Raw genomic sequence first — 22052 nt, 5'->3', positions numbered from 1 at the left:
AAATTTCGAATTTTCGATTTCGGATTTATTTGAACAATCGTATGCCACTACTTCACACACGTAAGCAGGAAAAGAAAGTTAAAGTAACCTTTAGCAACGGCTTGCTTTTTGTTGAAAAGGAGGGTGGCAAACAACAGGCTTTCCCGTTGGAGTGGTTTCCGAAGTTGCTAAACGCGACAGAGGAAGAACGTGAAGATTGGACACAAACCGAAAACGGCATCCGCTTTAATAAGCTGGATATCGATGTCTCGATATAGATATGAGACATGAGATTTGAGATATGAGATAAATTTAATGGGGATATGGGTGATGGATTGTGAGCATGTAGTCTCACATCTCACATCTCAAATCTCACATCTAACCAAACATGACTTTCGAAGAGTTTTTTAAAAAGAAGAGAATTGACCTGGATGCCTTTCAATTAGGCAACCCGGGCCTGTTGTCTGAATTTAAAACGCACTTTGAGCAAATGGGCGAAAAGAGTTTCGACCATACCAAAAAATATTGGTTCAATAAGCTACGCGGCGAGTATCACCTGGCGGCTGAGATTAAAACCGAAAAGCCTAAGATAGAGAACCAACTGGCCGAGCAAACGGTAACCGACAGCATTAACGAGGCTGCTGAAGCGCCCGTTTCAACTGCACCTAAAACCGGTTTTACGCCAAGGTTCAGAGCCCCGGCTGTTCCACCTCCATCAACTGAGGTTAAAGCAGAAGAAGCAAAAACCGAAGAAACACCTGCCGTTGCGGCTCCTAAAACAGGCTTTACACCACGTTTTAAAGCCGGCATATCCAAACCTGCCGAAACACCATCTACCGAAAAAGCAGAAGAAGCTAAAGCAGAAGAAAGCGTCACAGCCGCCGCACCAAAGCCTGGCTTTACGCCGCGTTTTAAAGCGGGAGTAACTAAACCTGTGGATACAACGCCGAATGAGGCAAAAGAGGAAGCCAAAGAGCCAGAGTTAGAAAAACCAAAAGGTTTTACGCCACGCTTTAAAGCTGGGGTTACTAAACCTGCAGAAACGCCAACTACCGAAGAACCAAAGCAGGAAGCTATTGCCCCTGACACAGAAAAGCCAAAAGGCTTTACGCCACGTTTTAAGGCCGGGGTTACTAAACCTGTTGAAGCTGCGCCCGAAGAAAATAAAGATGCGGTAACTGAAAAGCAACCTGCAGAGGTACCTGTAACAACTGACAAACCTAAAGTTGGCTTTACACCACGTTTCAAAGCAGGGATAACTAAACCTGCCGAAGCTCCATCGGAAGAAAAGAAAGAAGAAGAGCCTGCTGCTGAGGCATCAGTTCCTGCTGAAGAAAAGCCGGATGTTGATAAACCTAAAATAGGTTTCACACCGCGTTTTAAAGCAGGAATTACTAAGCAAGCTCCGCCTCCTACAGAAGAATAGCCATAAAAAAAGCGCGCTGAATGCTCAGCGCGCTTTTTGTTTAATGTTGTATCGTTATTCCGAATCTATCAGAACGATTTTGGCTATGATGCCGCCCGGTGGTTTAACCGGGGTGCCGCCGTTAACCGGCTGCGAGTATAACACAATATTACCTTTGTAGTGATAGTAGCTGTATGATACACCATCATAAACTTCTGGAATTTGCTCATACACACCGTCAAAAAACGATAAGTAAACCAATACACCACCGCGCTCATTCAAATACGAATCCAGATCAGGAACTTGTATGGTTGTCGAATCAGCTTTACCGTCCTTAGTTCTTATCCATGAACTTTGCGGTATGGGTTTTGAAAATACGGTTTTGTTTGCAGGCGTTATATATGTTTTTTTACACGATGCAAAAAATATCGCCGCTATAACGATGCCTAAAATTGGGAAGAGTTTTTTCATAGTTGTTGCTTTTATAAAAACTTAGATGATAAGTAAACGCAAAGGTTTAATCTTTAGTTTGACTATTTTTTTAAAGATTGTTAGATCTTATTATATGTAGACGATATTATTGGCAAAAGGTGTCGGCCAAAATAAAAAAAGCCTCCCGGTTGGGGAGGCTTTTTTGTTATCAGATGAGCTGATTAGTTCTGCTCTTCCTGTTTAGGCTTTTTGCCTGTTTTTTTTGCGCTTATCTTGATCTCGTCGGCTTCTTTATCATAATCAACTATCATGGTCTCGCCATCAGTTAATTCGCCTTTTAGTATCTCTTCAGCAATCGGGTCTTCTAGGTATTTCTGAATGGCACGTTTTAACGGACGTGCACCAAATTGCGAATCATAACCTTTTTCGGCAATGAATTTTTTAGCGCCTTCGGTCAATTCAATTTTAAATCCTAAGCTGTGTACGCGGCCAAACAAGGCTGCCAGTTCAATGTCAATAATTTTGAATATCTCTTCTTCGCCCAATGAGTTGAACACGATCACATCATCAATACGATTCAAAAACTCGGGTGCGAAAGCACGTTTCAAAGCATTCTCGATAACGCCTCTTGAGTGAGCATCAGCATTTACAGCTTTAGCATTGGTTGAGAAACCTACACCCTGGCCAAAATCTTTTAACTGGCGTGCGCCAATGTTTGAGGTCATGATGATGATAGCGTTTCTGAAATCAACTTTACGGCCTAATGAATCAGTCAACTGACCTTCATCCAATACTTGTAACAGGATGTTAAATACATCAGGGTGCGCTTTTTCTATCTCGTCCAGCAACACAACCGCATATGGTTTACGACGAACTTTCTCAGTTAACTGACCGCCCTCTTCGTAACCTACATAGCCCGGAGGCGCTCCTACTAAACGAGATACCGCGAATTTCTCCATGTACTCGCTCATGTCAATTTGTATCAGCGCATCCTCAGTATCAAACATAAAGCGGGCAAGTTCTTTAGCCAGTTCGGTTTTACCAACACCGGTAGGGCCCAGAAATATGAATGAACCAATTGGTTTTTTAGGATCTTTCAAACCTGCACGGGTACGTTGTATAGCGCGAGCCAATTTTTTAACCGCGTCATCCTGACCGATGATCTTCTCACCGATCTTTTCAGACATGTGCAGCAATTTCTGGCTATCAGCCTGGCCAACTTTCTGAACCGGGATACCGGTCATCATAGATACCACTTCGGCAACGTTCTCTTCGGTTACGGTATAACGTTTTGATTTAGTTTCCGCCTCCCAGGCAGCTTTAGCCTGGTCCAATTCCTCTAACAAATGTTTTTCGGTATCGCGCAGTTTGGCTGCTTCTTCGTATTTCTGGCTACGAACAACTTTATTTTTCTCAACCTTAATAGCTTCTATCTTACTTTCAATATCCAAAATTTCCTGCGGAACATGGATGTTGGTTAAGTGCACACGTGAGCCTGATTCGTCCAAGGCGTCGATAGCTTTATCCGGTAAAAACCTGTCGGTGATGTAGCGGGTAGTTAAATTAACGCAAGCTTCGATAGCCTCATCGGTATAAGTTACACCGTGGTGCTCTTCATATTTTTCTTTAATGCGGTTCAGTATCTCAACGGTCTCAGCAGGCGTAGCCGGCTCAACCATTACTTTTTGGAAACGACGGTCTAAAGCACCGTCTTTTTCAATGTACTGACGGTACTCATCTAAAGTAGTGGCGCCAATGCATTGTATCTCGCCACGTGCCAGGGCCGGTTTAAACATGTTTGATGCATCCAATGATCCTGAAGCACCGCCCGCGCCAACAATAGTGTGGATCTCGTCAATAAACAAGATCACATCCGGCGATTTTTCCAGCTCGTTCATCACGGCTTTCATACGCTCTTCAAACTGGCCACGGTATTTAGTACCTGCAACCAGCGAAGCCAGATCTAAAGTAACTACACGTTTGTTAAACAATACGCGAGATACTTTACGCTGAACAATGCGCAATGCCAAACCTTCGGCAATGGCAGATTTACCAACACCGGGTTCACCTATTAATATAGGATTGTTCTTTTTACGGCGAGACAAGATCTGCGATACACGCTCGATCTCTTTCTCACGACCAACGATAGGATCCAGTTTACCATCTTCAGCGGCGCGTGTTAAGTCGCGGCCAAAGTTATCCAGCACCGGTGTTTTTGATTTAATATCAGATACCTTTTTAGGCTGATTGAATGGCTCTTCTTCTTTAAAATCATCATCGCCGCCGGTTGATGAACCAGGCATCTCGTCGGTGATGTTGTTTTTATGCGCTTCTACTTCGCCTTTAAATATCTCGTAATTAACGTTGAATTGCATCAGTATTTGCGATGCTATATTATCTTCATCGCGCAAAATAGACAGCAACAAATGCTCGGTACCTATTACGTCGCTTTTAAATATTTTAGCTTCAAGATAAGTTATCTTCAATACTTTTTCGGCTTGTTTGGTTAGCGGAATGCTGCCAATATGTACATTGGTGCCAACGGTTCCCTTCACAGCGTCCTCAACAGAACGGCGCAGTTTAGCTGTATCAACAGCCAACTCCTTCAATAATTTTATGGCTACTCCGTCTCCATCACGGATCAGCCCCAATAGCAAATGCTCTGTGCCAATATAATCATGACCGAGACGTAAAGCCTCTTCCCTGCTATACTGTATCACATCTTTAACCCGTGGCGAAAATTTAGCTTCCATATATTCTCCAATTATACGTCCTAATATATCAAATTGTTTATGAGTAGCGGGACGTTTGTTTCTAACTTATCAACAATATTATTGCCAACTTTTATTCGTCCCTGTAAACAGACATTGGTATGATAATGCAATCTATTAAAACTTAAACTTTATGCAATTATTTATGGGCGAAAAAGAATTAACAATTTAACTTTTTTACAATGTAACGTTGATAACTAACTGTTTGATATGTGTTAAGCGTAAAAGTTTAACCCCAAACGGGCAATTTTTGTCGCTATAATAATCATCTGCCAGTTTAACCAGTACGTGCATGACAGATTGACCGTTGCTTTGGTTAGAGATTAATGGTTAAAGATTAGAGATTAGTTGGACAAGCGAAATATACTGTAGAGACGCAATATTTTGCGTCTCCATACCAGGCAAAAAAAATAAAATAGGCTGTAACATTTGATGGCGCGAAACGACTTATATACCTAAGCCTGAACTTAAACCACAAATTATTTTTAAATTTTTTTATAAAACTCTTGCATATACGAAAACTATCGTACATCTTTGTACGAAGATATTCGTAGAATAGAAAAAGATATGGAATTGAAACCAACAGAAAGCGAGCTGGAAATATTGCAGGTAATTTGGCGCAAGGGCCAATGCACCGTACGCGATGTGCACGAAGAGCTGGCATTAAACAAAGATGCCGGGTATACCACTACTTTAAAACTAATGCAAATTATGGCCGATAAAGGATTAGTTGAACGCGACACTAATTCGAAAACGCATTTGTATAAAGCGGTGATCAGTCGTGAGCAGGCGCAAAGCAGCGCGCTGGACAAAATTTTAGATACCGTATTTAAAGGCTCAACCGCCGACCTGGTTATCCAGGCGCTGGGCCAACACCGCGCATCGTCTGACGAGATCGATGCGATCAAAAAGTATCTGCAGCAATTTGAGCAGTAAGGATTAGATAGCAGTATAAACAGTAAAAACTAAACAGATCATGCAAAATTTGTTTTACAACATTAGCCAGGTTTTAGGCATCACAGTAGTACACTCGTTATGGCAGGGATTAATATTATTTATCCTGCTGCGTATTTTTCTGCAGGTTTTCCCGGCAGCAACTTCGGTTGTTAAGTACAAGGTGGCCTATGGTACAATAACCGCTATGTTGTTATGGTTTATGTATACGCTGTTTATGCAGTTAACGCATTACGAATGGCAAAGCACCACGGCGCTGCCACTGTCGCCAATTACCTTGCCGGCGGCCATGCAGAGTTATGCGGCACCTGCTAACCGTTACTACTTTTTAATTGCCGGCTACATGCCTTACATTACTATAGCCTACGTGGTGGGCCTGGTGTTTAACGCCCTGCGCCTGTCGGTAGCCTGGAATAGTATCTATCGCATACGCCAAAACATCACCATTGCCGATTATGCCGAACCTATGCGCCGCCTGTCAAAACAACTTAACATAAAAAAACATGTTGAGGCTGCTTTTAGCGAGTGGGTGGATGTGCCTTGCGTAACCGGTTTTGTAAAGCCCATTATATTGTTACCGTTCTCGTTGGCTACGCAGCTTAGCGTGGCCGAAATTGAGGCTATACTATTGCATGAGTTAAGCCACATTAAACGTAACGATTACCTGTACAACTTTTTACAGCAGGTGATGGGCATTATACTATTCTTTAATCCGTTTGCACGCCTTGTAGGTAAACTGATTAGCGAAGAACGCGAGAACTGCTGCGATGACAGCGTGGTAAAGATCACCGGCAGTCCGTTTATTTACGCCCAAGCTCTTTTAAAATTAGAGGAGAATAAACAAAACCTGTGGCAACTGGCCCTTGCATCAACAGGTAAAAGCAAGTACGAATTGTTAAACCGAATTGAACGTATCATGAAAACTAAAAAACCAACCATAAATATCCGCCCTATACTAATAACTGTATTGGCGCTAACCGTTAGTGTAACCAGCATAGCCTGGCTAGATCCAAAAATTGAGAACGGTAAATTTGAAGTTAAAAAATTAACTCCTGCTATTGAGGCTATAAGTGCCCTGGCATCAGGTAACATCAGCGCTGCCGAGCCCGAGGCAGAAATAGTTAAACCAAAAGCAAAAAAACACAAACTGTTTGTACAAACCGCCGACACTACCTTTAGTAACCTTGCCGATACCATCAAGAAAAAAGGTAAATACAAGATCATTATTGAAGATGAAAACGGCGACCGCAAAGTATATAACTCGGTAGGCGAATTACCGACCCCGGTTAAGGATGACCTGAAAGCCGAAGATGCTTACAGAAGTTTCAGGTTCCCTGATTCAAACCACTATGCCCGTGTAAACAAGTTTTTTAATAGTCCTGAATGGAAAAAACAACAGGCTGATATTAAAAAACAAACCGCTGCCATGGTTAAAAAATTTGACAGCCCTGAGTTTAAGAATAAGATGAAGGCGATGGTTAAAAAATTTGATAGCCCAGAATGGAAAAAACAGCAGAAAGAAATGGTTGCCAGATTTAACAGCCCCGAATGGAAAGCCAAGCTGAAAGACATGACCGCGAAGTTTGATAGCCCTGAGTGGAAAAAACAACAACAGGAGCTGGTAGAAAAAGCCTTGGCCTTAAGCAAAAACCATGACGAAAACAGCCCCGAGTTTAGAAAGAACCTTGCCGAAATAGAAAAAAATGCTGCTGCCATAGGCAAACAATTTGACACGCCTGAGTTTAGAAAACAAGCCGAAGAGATGGGGAAAGACGCCGGTAAAATGGCCGAGAAATGGGTGAAAAGCAAAGAATTCCAAAAGTTTCAAAAAGACATGGCGAAGTTTGGCAAAGACATTGGCGAAAATATGGCCAAGCAGTTCAATAGCCCCGAATGGAAAAAAGCCATGAAGGAAATAGAGAAAACTGCAAAAGAGGCAGTCAAAGAAGCTGAAAAAGATGAAAAGGCCGAGAAAAAAGAGCAGACCGAAGCTGTGGAAAAAGCTAAGGAAGCTGAAAAAACCGAAGCTGTAGAAAAAACAGAGAAAGTAGAATAACCCAAGCGATATTTTAATACCAGATCAGTTAGTACCTAGTTAATTACGATGAATAGGCCCGCGCAAGCGGGCCTATTTTTTTGCCGCTTCTGCGCGTAGTGCTACGGCCAGTTCGCTTGCTTCGGTAACCATTTTTACGATATAGCCTTTTTTGTTGATGATGAAATGGGTTGGGGCTACTTTTGAATGCATAACATCGTAAATAAAATGCTCTTTATCGGGCACGCATGCATACTTAAAGGGTGTGTCTTTTAAAAACGCTTTAATAGGTTTGGCTTTATCGGATAATAAACTCACAAATAGCACGTCTTTTCTATCCTTATAATCTGTCATCATATTATGAAGCTCTGGTATCTCTTCGCGGCAGGCCTGGCAGGCCAGGAACCAGGTTTTTAGCACCAGTATTTTACCGGCTGTATTGGCCGATGTATAAACGTTGCCGTTTAAGTCGGTAAACTTAAAGGCGGGCATTTTGTTGCCTTCGCGTTTGTATTGATTGTAGTAATTTTCACCATATTGAGCTACGGTCTCTTTCATGTTTTTCGTTACGCCGGCCGGTATTTTATATAACTGGTAAATAGTGGCTCCATTTAATTTTTCAACAAGCGGCAGGTAAATTCCTGTCGACATGGACTTTAAGAAACTGGCTTTGTTTATCGTTTCGCCTTTGGCGTTATAGGCTTTGAAATCTTCTGAAAGACGTAGGTAATCTTGCTGGTAATAAGCATAGCTATCCCAGTTTTTAAGTATTGAAGCGGGCTGTTGAACAGGTTTTCCGATCAGCTTAGTTTGACCATTGGCTACAGAAACTGAAGCCAGAAGGCAGCATGCAAATACTAGTGCTTTCATAATTCAAGGTTTGGTTGTAATAAATTTAACAAATTTTCTAATTAGAAACACAGCTTGCTTTTTTTATGTTTATCATTTGACGCGCTAAGTAATTTAGTAATTTAGTGTCGTAAAAAAACGCGAACACCCATGCTTCAAAAGCTCAGTATAAGTAATTACGCCTTAATTGATAATCTTGAAATTAGTTTTGATAGCGGGCTGAACATCCTCACCGGCGAAACCGGTGCGGGTAAATCAATTATACTGGGTGCGCTGTCGCTGATATTAGGGCAGCGGGCCGAAAGCCGATACTTTTTTAATCAACAAAAGAAGTGTGTTATTGAGGGATTGTTTAAGATAGGCCAGTTTCATTTAAAAGCTTTTTTTGAGGATAACGACCTGGATTACGAAGCCGAAACCGTTTTACGCCGCGAGATATCGGCCGATGGCAAATCACGTGCTTTTGTGAACGATACCCCGGTTACCCTTAATATTTTAAAAGCATTGGGCGAAAAGCTGATCGATATCCATTCGCAGCATGCTACCATGGAGATCAACGATGCCGAGTTCCAGTTATTGGTGGTTGATTCGGTAGCCAAACACCCGGAGTTGCTTAGCGAGTATCAAACCAAATACCGCGCTTACAAAAAGGCCACAACCCAACTACAACAGTTAATAGAAGAAAGCGACAAAGCCAAAGCCGACCTAGATTACTACCAATTCCAGTTTGACGAGCTGGAAAAGGCCGAGCTTGCCGCGGACGAGCAGGAACAAGCCGAGCAAGAGCTCTACACCTTGAACAATGCCGAAGAAATTAAGCGCAACCTTTTAGGCGCCAACTACCTGTTACAGGATAGTGACACGGCCGTACTGGCGCAACTGCGTGAGGCCGGTCAGCAATTGGGTGCCTTGGCCAAATTCAATCCGCAAATTGAAGAATTGCAGGAGCGACTGAACAGCACCCTTATTGAACTAAAAGACATAGCTGCCGAGATTGACACCCTGGAGCAGCAAACCCATACCAATGAGGCCCGCGCCGAGGAGATAAACACGCGTCTGAGCCTGATCTATAACCTGCAAAAGAAGCATCGCCTTAGCAATAACACGGAGTTGCTGGCTTTGCAGGAAGAATTATCAGGCAAAATACAACAAGCCGTTTTTGGTGATGAGGCTATTGAGAAACTTCAAAAGCAATTAGCGGCTGATAAGAAGGAACTGGAAGAGTTAGCTACTAAACTATCGGCCAACCGCACCAAAGCTATACCGGCTATTGAAAGCCAGGTATTGGCTACCCTGGCCGAAATGGGAATGTCAAATTCTGCCTTAAAGATCGAGTTATCGGCGTTGAATGGCTTAGGTGCTAATGGCGTGGATCAGATCAAATTCCTGTTCAGCGCTAATAAAGGACATGCTTTGGCCGAGATGAGTAAAGTGGCATCGGGTGGTGAGTTGTCGCGATTGATGCTGAGCATTAAATCACTTATTGCTAAAAACACGGCCCTGCCTACCATTATTTTTGATGAGATAGATACAGGCGTATCCGGCGAGGTAGCGCACCGTGTGGGAGTAATTATGGAAGGCCTGGCGCAAAACCTGCAGGTTATCACCATCACCCACTTACCGCAAATTGCCAGCAAGGGCCAAAGCCACTACTTTGTTTACAAAGACGACCAGGCCGCAACCACTTACACCCGCATCAAGCAACTGGATGATAACGAACGGGTATTAGAGATAGCCAAAATGCTAAGCGGCGACAATCCTGGCGAAAGCGCGCTGCAAAACGCCCGCGAATTATTGGCTTAAAAATTAAAAACTACATTAAGGTGCGCCACTTTTAAAGTGGCGCACTTGGCGCACCTTTATTTTATAAGTGGTTGATTGTTAATTTTTTATGCAAAAAAGCGGCGCAATGCGGCGCACCCTTCTTGTTTTTTATTTATTTGATAATCAATAAGTTAATTATTGCTTGTTGTTGATGCTTGTAAAAGTGGCGCACCCCATTTTTAACAATTTTTCGCTCGTTTGCAACGAGTGATTAACGTGGTGCCGCGATTACATCGCTACACCGCGCCTATTTGCATTTCGCAAAAAATATCCCTAAACTTAACCTGTCGTATTTTAACTGATCGACTTTTATTGGCTAATGAAGAAATTAATAGGGAGCTGTTTATTAATGGTTTGGGCTATTTGTGCGTTTGCGCAGCAGGATACGGGCCGTTTTATTCGTAAAGATACTATTAATTTGCGTGGCGTGGTTTACACCGCAAACAGCACACCGGCAGCCGGCATTATCATAGCCGCCAGGCAACTCGACTTAAAGTATAATAAGCTACCCATGTTTGCCCTTACTGACGAGAACGGTTACTTCGAGTTAGAAGGCGCGCGGCCCTATGATACCTTGACTATTAACGACCCAATATATGGGCAGCATTTAAATTATTACAACAAAGGAAGCCGTTACATGGCTATTTACCTGCCGGTAGAAAAAGTTTTCGACATGAATTCAGACAAGCCTTTACTGGTTTCCGCTACGCGTAGAACGCCTAAAACTATACCCGGCTTTAAAATTTACGATTACGAAGCCACTACCGAACCCACCGGAACGGGTGTTGAAGCGCTGCCATCATACCCCGGCGGCGATGCCAATTTCTTCGCTTACCTTAAAACCCGACTTTACTATCCGCCGAAGGCGATTGAAAACAATGTGGAAGGCACAGTTGAAGTGAGATTCACAGTTAATGAGGACGGCACCCTAAGCGCTTTTAAAATACTGAAGGGCATTGGGTATGGCTGCGATGAGGAAGTGGTTGATCTGCTGAAACGGTCGCCCCGCTGGAACCCTGCCGTACTAATGTTGCGTAGTGTGGCCACAAGGCAAACGGTTTCGGTACAGTTTAAGTTGACGGATAAGTAAATGGGGAAACTAACCTTACTTTTATTTTTAATAATCGCTTTTTGCAAAGCAGAAGCTCAGCGTGCCGCGTCAGACTCTACAATTAGCTTTGACACTATTAACGTGCGTGGTGTTGTATACGATAATTACAACCAGCCGGTTAAAGATGTGCGTATAGGCTGGAGCGGTCTCATATATCAGCAATCAGTGTATCCTAAAAGAACGGTGACCGATGACAAAGGTTATTTTGAGTTAAAAGGGGTTCCTCCTTATGAATCACTTAAAATTATTGATGATCCGCATTATTATGAGAATTACCTCCCCGTTAGAGGCAGCCGTTATATGGTTATCTATTTACCGGCCCCGCCCAAAACGCGGACACCTTTTGATAAAGATTCTGTTATATTAGTTAGCGCCCGGCGTGTAACACCAAAAGTTTTACCTGTGTTTAAGGCCAAACCTGACGGTATACTTTCTGCGCATGCTTTTATGGGGCTTCCGGCATTTAAGGACGGGGAACGTGCTTTAATAAAATACCTGAAACAAAATATCACTTATCCCGCTAACGCGGTAAAAAACAATGTTGAAGGCGCAGTGGAGATCGGCTTTTTTGTAGACAGCACCGGCACGCTTGTAAATTTCAGGATACTAAAAGGCATTGGCTATGGTTGCGACGAGGAGGTTATTAAGCAAGTAAAGAAAAGCGGCAAATGGCGCCCGATTGAGGTAGACGGAAAACTAATTAATGTTGAACAAATAGTTGCCGTACAATTTAAGTTGACGGATAAGTAAAACATCTAAAATAGGGTGTCACCCTGAGCTCCGTCGAAGGGTGAGCGTAAAGGCCTTTGCCCGCATGCTTCGACGGGGCTCAGCATGATATCTACGCACAACATTAAGAACATGAAAAACTTTCACTTTCCCACATTTTTAATAACCGCTTTGGGCTTTTGTCTTATTTTCCTGGCGGGATTTGTGACCATAAAGCAGCAGGACCTTCGCTATATCCTCGATCATGAAAAGGAGATAGCCAAGGAAGATGTTGGTCCGCATAATGGTGGGGGCAAAACTACCGCCTATTCTTTCTTCAAAAACTTTAAGGGGAAGATCACTTTTCGCAAACGGATTTTGCATCCGGGTTCGTCAATAGGCTACCACCTGCAAAACGAGCAGGAGATCTATTACATTATGGACGGCAAGGGCGAACTAAAAATGAATGGCGAGGTAATACCCGTAAGCACCGGCGACGCCCTGCTTACTTTGCCAGGCAGCAGCCATGGCCTAAAGCCGGCCGGTAATAGCGATTTAACGGTAATGATAGTTTATTAAAGCAGGATAATCCGATTTCATTCTAAACAATAATTACATACCTTTGCCCTCATTATAACAAAATAAAACAATGGCTTATAATTTATTAAAAGGTAAAAAAGGCATCATTTTCGGTGCGCTTAACGAGCAATCAATAGCCTGGAAAGTGGCACAACGTGCTGTACAGGAAGGTGCAGAAATAGTATTAAGTAACGCGCCGATTGCTTTGCGTATGGGCGAACTTAATAAACTGGCCGAAGAGTGCAACGCGCCTGTTATTGGTGCCGATGTTACTAATAACGACGACCTGACCAACCTGTTCACCAAAACACAGGAGCATTTTGGCGGTGGTGTTGATTTTATTTTACACTCGATAGGTATGAGCGTTAACGTCCGCAAAGGCATACCTTATACCGAAAACAACTATGATTTTACCCACAAGGGTTTTGATATATCGGCTTTAAGCTTGCACCGTGTATTGGCAACCGCCATGAAAATGGATGCCATTAACGAGTGGGGATCTGTAGTAGCTTTAACCTACATCGCTGCACAACGTGTATTCCCTGACTATAACGACATGAGCGATAACAAAGCGGTGCTGGAAAGCATTGCCCGCAACTTCGGTTATTTCTACGGTACCAAAAAGAACGTACGTATCAATACCGTATCACAATCGCCAACCCGCACTACCGCTGGCTCGGGCGTTAAAGGTTTTGACGGCTTTATTAACTATGCCGAGAAGATGAGTCCGCTAGGTAATGCATCTGCTGATCAATGTGCAGATTACGTAACCACCCTGTTCTCTGACCTTACCCGCATGGTAACCATGCAGAACCTGTTCCATGATGGTGGATTCTCTTTCACCGGAGTGACTAAGGACATTATTGAGCAAATGGAGAAGTAGTTGATTTCGAATTTCGGATTTTTAATTTCGGATTTATTTAATAACAATAAAGGCTGACGATCATCGTCAGCCTTTATTGTTATATCTGTTTATGTCATTGCTTCGCTATGCTCGCATTGACATATTTGGTTATAACGCCAACTCAACAGCCGGATCCCAAAACACGGTTTTAAAATCCTGTACCTGGTCGTCTTTTACTTTTATACCTTCGGCTTCCAGCATTTCCTGCATACGGTTACCGCCGAAATGGAACTTGGCGGTCAATAAGCCCTGGCGGTTAACTACCCGATGCGCAGGTACCGGCGGTTGCACATGTGTACAGGCCTGCATAGCATAGCCCACCATGCGCGATGAACCTTTAGTACCCAGGTAGCTGGCTATAGCACCGTATGATGTTACACGACCGGCCGGTATCTGGCGGGCCACATCATACACATTATCGTAAAAGCTATAATCGGGCATGGCTGGGTTTATTTAAATGAGAATTTCAGGTAATTGATATTCTTGTTATGTGCCAGGTACTTTTTCTCGTAATAGGTTTTGATAGATAACACCTCGTCGGCATACTCAGAGTTGTACAGATCGGCCGTGTTTACGTGCTCGTTCAGGTTCAGCTCTTTTATTTTTTCGGCAGTGTATTCGTACAGGCCGTCGTTATCGGTTTTCAGGTTGACGAATCCGCCCGGTTTTAATACTTCGATGTATTTATTCAAAAAGCGGGGAGAGGTCAACCGTTTTTTCTCGCGACTCAGCTGCGGCTGCGGATCAGGAAAAGTGATCCAGATCTCGTCCACTTCGCCTGCGGCGAAATAATCTGTCAGGTTTTCTATCTGCATACGCAGAAAGGCCACGTTAGGCACACCATCCTCAATCGCCGTTTTGGCCCCGCGCCATATGCGGTTGCCCTTATAATCTATCCCGATAAAATTTTTCTGCGGAAACAGTTTGGCCAGGTTTACGGTGTATTCACCTTTACCGCAGGCCAGCTCCAGCACTACCGGGTTATCGTTCTTAAAAAATCCTTTGGCCCATTGCCCCTTAAAAGGCTTGCCTGCATCTAATTGTAAAACGTTGTCGAATGTTTCTATCTCGGCAAAGCGTCTTAGTTTGTCTTTTCCCATAAACCCCTCTAAAATAGTAATGTCATTTCGACGAGGTACGAGGAGAAATCTTATACGTGCGATTTTGCAAGCGTATAAGATTTCTCACTATCGTTCGAAATGACAAATATTCTTGTTATTATATTACTTTATCCCGTAATGATCAGCCATCAACTTTTCAAACAAACCACCCGGCAACACCTTCTTCAAAGTAACTGCTATGGTTTGGCCAAGGGCGCCAACCAAATACTGGTGGCTTGGGTTTGATGATGCTACTATTTGTACCAGTTTTTTACCAATGGCGATTGGGTCGGCACCGGCGTTTTCGTCTTTTTCAATGCTGGAAACAGCTTTATCATAGTTAGCCTGCAGCGCAGCATGGTCTATAGTGAAAGGTATCTTTTCGCGGCTACCGGTAAACTCGGTCTTAAAATCGCCCGGATTAATAGTGGCCAGTTTAACACCTGTTTTTAGTAATTCCATGCGCAGGCTTTCGGTGTAACCTTCAACCGCATATTTTGATGCTACGTACATGCTTTGGTATGGCAAGCCAAATAGGCCCGCTAACGAGCTGATGTTTACTACCAGGCCGCTGTTGTTCTTCAACATTTCAGGTATTACCGCGCTGCACATGCGTACCACGCCAAAAAAGTTAACCTCAAATTGTTGTTTAGCTTTATCAACAGGCATAGCATAAGCTGGGCCTGCAATACCGTTACCGGCGTTGTTTACCAATACATCTATCTTACCTTCGGCAGCAATAATTTTTTCAACCGCGGCTTTTGCCGATGCATCGTCGGTTACATCCAGTTCAACTAAGTTAAACGGTACGCTCAGGTTTTTTTTGAGATTACGTGTGGTACCATAAACAGTGTGGCCGGCCTGGTGCAGGGCGGTAGCGCTGGCTAAGCCAATGCCCGATGATGCCCCGGTTACTAAAATTACTTTTTTCATTTTGTTGTTTATTGCCTTGGTTTTGAGTGCGGGCCAAAGATAATTAAAGCGTGGTAAATAGCCTGTTATTTGTTTTAATATGCTTGCAGGCACTTAAAATATTTGCTATTGCAACACAAACCGCTTAACCTTGCGTTAATTGATCTGATCATAATTAAACTCATAATATCTAATGCCCCTGATTCCACTGCCGCAAAATGAGCTTGAAAGATTGGATGCTCTCCAGTCATACCACATTTTTGATACGGCAGAAGAAAAGGATTTTGATGACCTTACTGCCCTGGCATCAGCCATTTGCCAGATTCCTATAGCGCTTATTACGTTTATTGATGAGAAACGCCAATGGTTTAAATCGCATCATGGTACACCCATTAACCAAAATTTGCGCGAACTTTCATTTTGTACACATGCCATCGCCGCACCCGAGGATATTATGGTGGTGTCGGATGCTACGAAAGACGGCCGCTTTGCCGATAACCCTATGGTTACCGGGCCAACAAAGGTTGTTTTTTACGCAGGTGTACCGTTGGTTAACGAAGATGGTTACGCACTGGGTACCCTTTGCGTTATCGATCAGCAGGTGCATACGTTTACCGATTATCAAACGGATGCTTTAAAAGTATTAGCCAGCCAGGTGGTTGATAAACTAGAACTGAGACGAAAAGTAATGCTGCTTGAAAAGGCCAACCAGGAGTTACTGAGCTCCAATATCCTTAATCAAAAATTTGCAGCCATGGCTGCGCATGATATTAAAAACCCTTTGAGCAGTATTCTGCTTACCTCCCAGGCTTTAAAAATCAGGCACGAAAAAATGCAGGAAGAATCATGTCTGCGGCTGATAGATCTCAATATTACTTCAACCAAAAATCTGATGGTTATGGTTGACGAGATGCTCGCTTACTCTAAATCGCCTTCATCCTTATTGGTTAATAAACAGGAGTTTCAACTAAACAGCCTGTTAAGCCGGGTAGTAGCGATGTTGGTGAAACCGGATTGTATTACTATCGCGCTACCTGACGGAGTGCATCAACTATCCATGTCGGTAATAGCCTTCGAGCAGATCATACTTAATTTACTGAGCAATGCCATCAGGTATAATGATAAAGAGCAAGGGTTTATCAAACTAAGTTTTACCGAAGACGAAAACTTTTATCATTTTGAAGTAAGTGATAATGGCATTGGCATAGCAGCCGAATACCACGATAAAATATTTGGCAATAATTTTACACTAAAAATTACTGATCGCTATAACGAAAAAGGCAATGGCATCGGCCTTTCTACTGTAAAAGATCTTATAACTGCTTTAGGGGGAGATATCACCGTCCGCTCAACACCCGGCCAGGGAGCCACGTTTAAATTCAATATCAGGAAGTAAGGCTTATTTACCCTTTTGCAAAGCCTGGTATTTCATACCGTTGGCGGGGTCGGCTTTCATGAGGGTGTTCATGGCGTTTAGCCGGTCCTGGTTGCTTGCGTTGCTGTAGATATTGATCAGCTCATCGCTTTTAGCTGCAAAGAAAACTAACGGGAAATAAGCACCCAGCCGTTGTCGATCTACTTGAGTCAGCGACGGTAGCAAGGCATCAATCGCCTTACGACCCTTGCTCATGTTATCAGCCATTACATCTAAACCGTTACGATGATAGTTATACATCAGTTCGCGCAAAGGCGTGTAAGCTTTATTGTTCAGGTTTTCTGATAACCAGTAACGGTTGGTGTTGCTGTCGAAAGCTTTCCAGCCTTTATAGGTTGAAGTTTGGGCATTGCTCACCACGGTTTGCGCCAGGTTAAAGTAAGGGGTTCCGCCTAGCTTCGAGAAACTATCATAATCAGTACCGGCAATTATATATGCATAAAACGCCATTACCGATCCCAGGTTTGACTGAAAGCGCTGATCGGTATAATCAATGGTTTGGCCTTCGTTGTAGATGAAATCAAAGTCCTTATCGTTAACGTTAAGCAGGCTGGTACTATAAGTAGCATTAAATACCGGGCGCGATGATTGTACCTGAAGCTCGGCGCTGAAATTGCTGCCGCCATCCCAATTGGTAATGTTTAACACAAAGTTGCATTCTATGCGCTCGTTAGGTGCAATAGGGTCGCTTATCCATTTGCGGCCATTCAAAAAATCCTTCATCGCGGTTTCCAACGATTGGAAAATGCGTTTATTGGTAGTTTGTATTTTGGGCGATAACACGGTTACGCGCGCGTTCAGATCCTGCGCAGCAGTAACAACACTTAAACAACACAGCAGGATACAAACGTTTAATGCCTTCATTTTTTTAAGGTAGCTATAATTTTGGCGCAGATGTCGCGGGCAACTTCTTCTTTGGTTTTAAGGGAGAAGGTGGTTTGTTGCAGGTCGCTGTCAATAATGGTTATTTTATTGGTGTCGCCTTTAAAACCGGCCCCGGTATCGTTCAATGAATTTAGCACAATAAAATCTAAATTCTTCCTTTTTAATTTATCTGTGGCGTTTTGTTCCTCGTTGTTGGTTTCAAGCGCGAAGCCTACCAATAGCTGACCGGGCTGCTTTTTGTCGCCCAGTGTTTTCAATATGTCGGTAGTTTTTTTGGTTTCGATGGTGAGAGAAGAGCCATCGTTCTTCTTTATTTTTTGCGAAGCGACAGTAACCGGCGTGTAATCGGCCACGGCAGCGCTCATCACACAAATTTGTGACGATGCAAAGTTATCTTCGCAGGCCTGCAGCATTTCAGCAGCCGAAGTTACATCAATACGTTTTACGGATAGGCGTTTACTTTTTTGCGCGGTAGGCCCGGCAACCAACGTAACATCTGCACCCAGCGACGCCAACTCGTCCGCGATAGCGAAACCCATTTTACCCGACGAATGATTGCCAATGAACCGAACAGGATCAATAGCCTCATAAGTAGGGCCGGCGGTAACCAATGCTTTATAATTAAGCAAAGGCATTTTCTGGCGGATGTCGGCATTCAAAAATGCTACTATCTCTTCAGGCTCGGCCATACGACCCTCGCCCTGTAAACCGCTGGCCAGTTCGCCGTTACCGGGCGGGATTAGGATGTTGCCAAAACCCTGAAGCTGCTTTACATTATGCGTGGTAGATTCATGCTTCCACATGTCCAGGTCCATAGCCGGGGCAAAGTACACCGGGCATTTGGCAGATAGGTAAATTGCAGTAAGCAGGTTATCGGTAAAACCGGTTGCCATTTTGGCCAGGGTATTGGCACTAACCGGGGCAATCAGCAGCAGGTCGGCTTTAAGGCCCAGTTCAACATGGTTATTCCATTCGCCGGTTTCGGGTTTGAAATAATCTGTAAGTACCGGTTTTTTGGATAGGGTTGATAAGGTAAGCGGCGTAATAAAGTTGGTAGCATCGGCAGTCATTACCACCTGCACATCGGCCCCTGCTTTAACAAGCAGCCTTACCAGGGTAGCCGCTTTGTAAGCAGCTATGCTTCCGCACACACCTAAAACAATGTTTTTACCCTCAAGCATGGTGGTAAATTAAAAAGTAAAAAGTCAAAATTCAAAAAAAGGTTACCCTTGTTTTTAAATTTTGACTTTAAGATTTTGAAATAAAAGAAAGGCTTATGCCTCTTCTTTACTTGGGTTGCGGTGGTAAACCTTACCTTCTAAAAATTCCTGAACGGCTACCAGGGTAGGTTTAGGCATTCTTTCGTAATGTTTTGATATTTCTATCTGCTCGCGGTTTTCAAATATCTCTTCCAGGTTATCGTTTGATGATGCAAACTCCGAAAGTTTAGAGTGTAACTCTTCTTTAATGTTGTTTGATATCTGGTTAGCCCTTTTAGCCATAATTACCAGCGATTCATAAATGTTGCCTGTTTCCACATCCAGTTCGCGTAAGTCGCGGGTAACAGTGCTGTTTGCTACAGCCGGCTTGTTAGTTGGGTTATTATTACTCATATCCAATATTATTAATTTGGTATTTTTCTATGTATGTCCATCTTAACAGATGGGGTTGGTCCTTGTACGGTATCTTTATTAGCCAGTTTGCGGTAAAACTTCTCGTCTTCGGCAGCGCGGGCCATGATCAGTTTCACTTTACGTATACCATCCTGGCTTTGTTTCTTCAAGTCAGCATTTTCAACAGCATATTTACTTGTAGGGTATTTCTCGGTAAACTGATCGGCAAAGGTAATGGTTTGATTATAACGATCTTCCTGGCGTATTTCGCGGCTTTGATGAGCGTATTCGTACTGTGCTTTAACAGTCAGGTAGTCTAACTCTTCGGCATATTTAGTATCCGGGTAATCACGCAGCGTATTACCGAAAGCTATAACGGCGGCCTGGTAGTTACCTGTGATGAAATACAATTTCGCGTTAGCATAAGCCTTTTCTTCCAAACGGTCGCGAAGGTTTTGTATCAGCTTGTTGGCTTCCGCTACGCGGTCGCTTTTTGGATAAAGGTTGATAAACAGTTGCAGCGCTTCAATTGATTTTAGCGTATTAGTTTGATCAAGCGAGAATATCGGCGCTTCTAAATACAAGCAATAGGCCGATAAAAAACGGGCCTCTTCGGCACGCGGACTGCTTGAAAAGTTTTTAGCAAACTCCTTAAAAAAGTAGCTGGCCGCGGTGTAGTCTTTTATTTTATAGGTGGCATCGGCATTATAAAAGAAAAGATCCTCGGCTGCTTCCTGACCACGGTAACGGGTAAGCAAAGGCTCAAATAAACCCAATGCTTTGGTGTATTCCTTTTTATTATAAAGCCTTACAGCCTCCTGAAATTTCTTTTGATTATCGTTACTCGCTTTAAGCTTTTCGTATTTGCTTTTGCAACCTGCAGCTGCAACAAGTAATACTACCAATAAGCCGGCAAAAAACGGTTTTTGTCTTTTAAACATTTTGCAAAGATAAATAATAATATAAAGTGAGTCAATTTTATTTAGTGGCTAAATATAGGCTACGCTTTTATACTATAATATATAGCGTACACCAATTTAACATCTTTTAACCTTTATGCTGCTGCAGTAAATGCGCAAAGGTATAAACGGGCCTGTAATTAAAATAGTGTAGCGCCTTAGTACTATCATACACCCGGTCAATACTTTTGGGGAAGGCCCAGCCATTATTATAGTATATAACTGCCGCCTCGGGATGGTACCTTAATATAGTATCTATAGGCTGATGCTTTATATTATATAAGTCATCCTTTCCAAACGGCGAACCGCCGGCTATATTAAACACCTCGAAGTTTTCAAAGTGGGTATGTAGTGCCAGGCGCAAAGCTTCGGCACCGTCGCGCTCATCAAGCCCGCGGTACAGGCGGTGGTTTAGTTTAAGGTTATCGCCCTCGGGCAAAAAACGGGCAACGCGGTAAACCGATGTTTGGATATGCTCTTTATAAAAGAAGTCGCGGCATAGTTGCTCGGCGGTTTGTTTGGTAATATCATATATATCGCGCGGGCGCTCCACTAATTGCTCATCTACCCAAACCGCTTTATTGGCATCCACCATCGCGTCACCATATATAGAGGTAGTACTTATGTATAATAGGCGGGGGATGCCATTTTGCACGCAGGCATTCAGCAAATTTAAAGTGCCGTTAATATTAACATCAATAAAAGCCTGGCGGGGATAACCCAGTTCATAATGTTTACCGTGTACGGCAGCAATATGTACTATAGCATCAAAACCACGGCAAACCTTTAAAACCTCGTCGGCATTGGTAATATCGATAAGCTCATCGGTAGTAGGAGCGGGCGTAATATCTATACTATATATAATATGCTGATGCTTTTTTAGATGTTCTACAACTTGCGAACCTAGCTTGCCCGAAGAACCCGTAACCAATATTTTCATGTGGATAAAGCTAGATAATTTGATTTTATAACAATTGTTTTGAAATAGATTGAAATTTTTCTCGCTAGTTTTCAGTGTGTTATTAACACTATGTTAGTTTTAAGCTGAAAATGATTTGCAGGAGTGAAAACTATGGCTACCTTTGCAGCCCGCAAACGAAGGAATGCGGTTGTTATTTGAAGATCGGCACTGAAAAAATAAAAGTCAAAAAAGTTAAAATTTAACTTGACGATAAAATAAAAAGTGCTACCTTTGCAGCCCGCAAACGAAGAAAAAGCGGGAAGTTCTTAAAAAGGTTAAAACAAAGGAAAGTGAAGCGAAAGCGACACGATGGATAAACGAAAGTTAATCATCACCGGCGAAAAAAATAAAAAATTATTTTTTGCAAAAGTAAAAAAGATTCCTACCTTTGCAGTCCCAAACAAAACGGGTCGCTTTTAGGAGCAGAGATTAAGGGAAGCCTTAGTCGAAAAACAAAAAGATCAGGAGCGATACCGGATCAAAAAAAACAAAAGAAGTCCAGAGCAATTCAGGACGGATAATTGAAAAAGCCAGACGGAAACGAAAGGCAAGAAAACAAGATAAGTTAGACCAACGCAAGAAGGTTGTAGCATATAAAGGGGTACACTGCGACAGTGTTACCAAGAAAGTTCTTTT

General features: G+C 43.0%; 22 protein-coding genes. 10 read left to right on the top strand and 12 right to left on the bottom strand.

The annotated features are described in order from the left end of the window. Nucleotides 1-41: 41 nt before the first annotated feature. Together AC59JT_RS12705 and AC59JT_RS12700 are read left to right on the top strand one after the other, a co-directional pair. Entirely contained in the window at nucleotides 42-257 is a 216-nt protein-coding gene (locus AC59JT_RS12705; RefSeq protein ID WP_497399428.1) for a DUF2442 domain-containing protein, read from the top strand. 110 nt (nucleotides 258-367) lie between these two features. Then, nucleotides 368-1405 carry a hypothetical protein gene (locus AC59JT_RS12700; protein ID WP_497399426.1) on the top strand — a complete coding sequence of 346 codons (1038 nt, stop codon included), beginning with the start codon at nucleotides 368-370 and terminating at the stop codon, nucleotides 1403-1405. Nucleotides 1406-1459: 54 nt separating this feature from the next. Here AC59JT_RS12700 and AC59JT_RS12695 read toward each other — a convergent pair whose 3' ends face one another. Further along, on the bottom strand, nucleotides 1460-1855 hold the full coding sequence (locus AC59JT_RS12695) for a hypothetical protein (RefSeq protein WP_497399424.1): 396 nt from the start codon (nucleotides 1853-1855) through the stop codon (nucleotides 1460-1462). A 182-nt stretch (nucleotides 1856-2037) separates the two neighbouring features. Continuing rightward, entirely contained in the window at nucleotides 2038-4569 is a 2532-nt protein-coding gene (locus tag AC59JT_RS12690; RefSeq protein ID WP_497399422.1) for an ATP-dependent Clp protease ATP-binding subunit, read from the bottom strand. Between the two features lie 585 nt (nucleotides 4570-5154). Between AC59JT_RS12690 and AC59JT_RS12685 the strand changes: the two genes are divergently transcribed. Beyond that, nucleotides 5155-5523 carry a BlaI/MecI/CopY family transcriptional regulator gene (locus tag AC59JT_RS12685; protein ID WP_497399420.1) on the top strand — a complete coding sequence of 123 codons (369 nt, stop codon included), beginning with the start codon at nucleotides 5155-5157 and terminating at the stop codon, nucleotides 5521-5523. A gap of 40 nt (nucleotides 5524-5563) precedes the next feature. Then, nucleotides 5564-7597, top strand: coding sequence for a M56 family metallopeptidase (locus AC59JT_RS12680; protein ID WP_497399418.1), 2034 nt, complete (start codon nucleotides 5564-5566; stop codon nucleotides 7595-7597). Nucleotides 7598-7669: 72 nt separating this feature from the next. On the opposite strand, the gene AC59JT_RS12675 is transcribed toward AC59JT_RS12680, so the two are convergent. Next, entirely contained in the window at nucleotides 7670-8446 is a 777-nt protein-coding gene (locus AC59JT_RS12675) for a TlpA family protein disulfide reductase (RefSeq protein ID WP_497399416.1), read from the bottom strand. A 129-nt stretch (nucleotides 8447-8575) separates the two neighbouring features. Here AC59JT_RS12675 and recN point away from each other — a divergent pair, with 129 nt between their 5' ends. From recN to AC59JT_RS12650, 5 genes are all read left to right on the top strand, one after another. Then, the gene (gene recN, locus AC59JT_RS12670; RefSeq protein WP_497399414.1) at nucleotides 8576-10228 is read left to right on the top strand and encodes a DNA repair protein RecN; all 1653 of its coding nucleotides are present in this window, start codon (nucleotides 8576-8578) and stop codon (nucleotides 10226-10228) included. A gap of 340 nt (nucleotides 10229-10568) precedes the next feature. Continuing rightward, nucleotides 10569-11339: an energy transducer TonB gene (locus AC59JT_RS12665; RefSeq protein ID WP_497399412.1), complete on the top strand. Its 771-nt coding sequence runs from the start codon at nucleotides 10569-10571 to the stop codon at nucleotides 11337-11339. Then, nucleotides 11340-12110: an energy transducer TonB gene (locus AC59JT_RS12660; protein WP_497399410.1), complete on the top strand. Its 771-nt coding sequence runs from the start codon at nucleotides 11340-11342 to the stop codon at nucleotides 12108-12110. A gap of 111 nt (nucleotides 12111-12221) precedes the next feature. After that, nucleotides 12222-12647 carry a cupin domain-containing protein gene (locus tag AC59JT_RS12655; RefSeq protein WP_497399408.1) on the top strand — a complete coding sequence of 142 codons (426 nt, stop codon included), beginning with the start codon at nucleotides 12222-12224 and terminating at the stop codon, nucleotides 12645-12647. 70 nt (nucleotides 12648-12717) lie between these two features. After that, a complete protein-coding gene (locus AC59JT_RS12650; protein ID WP_497399406.1) occupies nucleotides 12718-13530 on the top strand; it encodes an enoyl-ACP reductase FabI in 813 nt (270 codons plus the stop codon). A 129-nt stretch (nucleotides 13531-13659) separates the two neighbouring features. Here the strand turns inward: AC59JT_RS12650 and AC59JT_RS12645 are convergent, their stop codons facing one another. From AC59JT_RS12645 to AC59JT_RS12635, 3 genes are all read right to left on the bottom strand, one after another. Continuing rightward, a complete protein-coding gene (locus AC59JT_RS12645) occupies nucleotides 13660-13992 on the bottom strand; it encodes an MGMT family protein (RefSeq protein ID WP_497399402.1) in 333 nt (110 codons plus the stop codon). Nucleotides 13993-14000: 8 nt separating this feature from the next. Then, nucleotides 14001-14651: a tRNA (guanosine(46)-N7)-methyltransferase TrmB gene (gene trmB, locus AC59JT_RS12640; RefSeq protein ID WP_497399399.1), complete on the bottom strand. Its 651-nt coding sequence runs from the start codon at nucleotides 14649-14651 to the stop codon at nucleotides 14001-14003. 123 nt (nucleotides 14652-14774) lie between these two features. Beyond that, nucleotides 14775-15584, bottom strand: a complete 810-nt coding sequence (locus AC59JT_RS12635; protein ID WP_497399397.1) for an SDR family oxidoreductase — start codon at nucleotides 15582-15584, stop codon at nucleotides 14775-14777. Nucleotides 15585-15756: 172 nt separating this feature from the next. Between AC59JT_RS12635 and AC59JT_RS12630 the strand changes: the two genes are divergently transcribed. Next, nucleotides 15757-16959, top strand: a complete 1203-nt coding sequence (locus AC59JT_RS12630) for a sensor histidine kinase (RefSeq protein WP_497399395.1) — start codon at nucleotides 15757-15759, stop codon at nucleotides 16957-16959. A 3-nt stretch (nucleotides 16960-16962) separates the two neighbouring features. Here the strand turns inward: AC59JT_RS12630 and porD are convergent, their stop codons facing one another. The 6 genes from porD to AC59JT_RS12600 form a co-directional block, all read right to left on the bottom strand. Beyond that, entirely contained in the window at nucleotides 16963-17862 is a 900-nt protein-coding gene (porD, locus tag AC59JT_RS12625; protein ID WP_497399393.1) for a type IX secretion system protein PorD, read from the bottom strand. Further along, a complete protein-coding gene (gene coaBC / locus AC59JT_RS12620) occupies nucleotides 17859-19064 on the bottom strand; it encodes a bifunctional phosphopantothenoylcysteine decarboxylase/phosphopantothenate--cysteine ligase CoaBC (protein ID WP_497399391.1) in 1206 nt (401 codons plus the stop codon). Before coaBC ends, porD begins: the two co-directional genes overlap by 4 nt. Before the next feature lie 93 nt (nucleotides 19065-19157). Continuing rightward, complete coding sequence (locus AC59JT_RS12615) at nucleotides 19158-19496, bottom strand: DNA-directed RNA polymerase subunit omega (protein ID WP_497399389.1); 339 nt, start codon at nucleotides 19494-19496, stop codon at nucleotides 19158-19160. Nucleotides 19497-19507: 11 nt separating this feature from the next. After that, nucleotides 19508-20437 carry an outer membrane protein assembly factor BamD gene (locus AC59JT_RS12610; protein ID WP_497399387.1) on the bottom strand — a complete coding sequence of 310 codons (930 nt, stop codon included), beginning with the start codon at nucleotides 20435-20437 and terminating at the stop codon, nucleotides 19508-19510. A gap of 106 nt (nucleotides 20438-20543) precedes the next feature. Continuing rightward, nucleotides 20544-21395 carry an NAD-dependent epimerase/dehydratase family protein gene (locus tag AC59JT_RS12605; RefSeq protein ID WP_497399385.1) on the bottom strand — a complete coding sequence of 284 codons (852 nt, stop codon included), beginning with the start codon at nucleotides 21393-21395 and terminating at the stop codon, nucleotides 20544-20546. A 462-nt stretch (nucleotides 21396-21857) separates the two neighbouring features. Then, the coding region (locus tag AC59JT_RS12600) for a hypothetical protein (protein WP_497399383.1) at nucleotides 21858-22052 on the bottom strand (195 nt) is incomplete at its 5' end.

The organism is Mucilaginibacter sp. A3364 (assembly GCF_059690715.1).
This window is presented reverse-complemented; position numbering and strand designations above follow the sequence as displayed.

What these genes read in the sequence shown, in the direction of transcription:
- AC59JT_RS12690 (WP_497399422.1), bottom strand. Translation starts at nt 4,569, where the DNA reads ATGGAAGCTAAATTTTCGCCACGGGTTAAAGATGTGATACAGTATAGC.
- AC59JT_RS12680 (WP_497399418.1), top strand. Translation starts at nt 5,564, where the DNA reads ATGCAAAATTTGTTTTACAACATTAGCCAGGTTTTAGGCATCACAGTA.
- AC59JT_RS12705 (WP_497399428.1), top strand. Translation starts at nt 42, where the DNA reads ATGCCACTACTTCACACACGTAAGCAGGAAAAGAAAGTTAAAGTAACC.
- AC59JT_RS12655 (WP_497399408.1), top strand. Translation starts at nt 12,222, where the DNA reads ATGAAAAACTTTCACTTTCCCACATTTTTAATAACCGCTTTGGGCTTT.
- recN (WP_497399414.1), top strand. Translation starts at nt 8,576, where the DNA reads ATGCTTCAAAAGCTCAGTATAAGTAATTACGCCTTAATTGATAATCTT.
- trmB (WP_497399399.1), bottom strand. Translation starts at nt 14,651, where the DNA reads ATGGGAAAAGACAAACTAAGACGCTTTGCCGAGATAGAAACATTCGAC.
- AC59JT_RS12610 (WP_497399387.1), bottom strand. Translation starts at nt 20,437, where the DNA reads ATGTTTAAAAGACAAAAACCGTTTTTTGCCGGCTTATTGGTAGTATTA.
- AC59JT_RS12645 (WP_497399402.1), bottom strand. Translation starts at nt 13,992, where the DNA reads ATGCCCGATTATAGCTTTTACGATAATGTGTATGATGTGGCCCGCCAG.
- AC59JT_RS12605 (WP_497399385.1), bottom strand. Translation starts at nt 21,395, where the DNA reads ATGAAAATATTGGTTACGGGTTCTTCGGGCAAGCTAGGTTCGCAAGTT.
- AC59JT_RS12675 (WP_497399416.1), bottom strand. Translation starts at nt 8,446, where the DNA reads ATGAAAGCACTAGTATTTGCATGCTGCCTTCTGGCTTCAGTTTCTGTA.
- AC59JT_RS12665 (WP_497399412.1), top strand. Translation starts at nt 10,569, where the DNA reads ATGAAGAAATTAATAGGGAGCTGTTTATTAATGGTTTGGGCTATTTGT.
- AC59JT_RS12660 (WP_497399410.1), top strand. Translation starts at nt 11,340, where the DNA reads ATGGGGAAACTAACCTTACTTTTATTTTTAATAATCGCTTTTTGCAAA.
- AC59JT_RS12650 (WP_497399406.1), top strand. Translation starts at nt 12,718, where the DNA reads ATGGCTTATAATTTATTAAAAGGTAAAAAAGGCATCATTTTCGGTGCG.
- AC59JT_RS12685 (WP_497399420.1), top strand. Translation starts at nt 5,155, where the DNA reads ATGGAATTGAAACCAACAGAAAGCGAGCTGGAAATATTGCAGGTAATT.
- AC59JT_RS12695 (WP_497399424.1), bottom strand. Translation starts at nt 1,855, where the DNA reads ATGAAAAAACTCTTCCCAATTTTAGGCATCGTTATAGCGGCGATATTT.
- AC59JT_RS12615 (WP_497399389.1), bottom strand. Translation starts at nt 19,496, where the DNA reads ATGAGTAATAATAACCCAACTAACAAGCCGGCTGTAGCAAACAGCACT.
- porD (WP_497399393.1), bottom strand. Translation starts at nt 17,862, where the DNA reads ATGAAGGCATTAAACGTTTGTATCCTGCTGTGTTGTTTAAGTGTTGTT.
- AC59JT_RS12700 (WP_497399426.1), top strand. Translation starts at nt 368, where the DNA reads ATGACTTTCGAAGAGTTTTTTAAAAAGAAGAGAATTGACCTGGATGCC.
- AC59JT_RS12635 (WP_497399397.1), bottom strand. Translation starts at nt 15,584, where the DNA reads ATGAAAAAAGTAATTTTAGTAACCGGGGCATCATCGGGCATTGGCTTA.
- AC59JT_RS12630 (WP_497399395.1), top strand. Translation starts at nt 15,757, where the DNA reads ATGCCCCTGATTCCACTGCCGCAAAATGAGCTTGAAAGATTGGATGCT.
- coaBC (WP_497399391.1), bottom strand. Translation starts at nt 19,064, where the DNA reads ATGCTTGAGGGTAAAAACATTGTTTTAGGTGTGTGCGGAAGCATAGCT.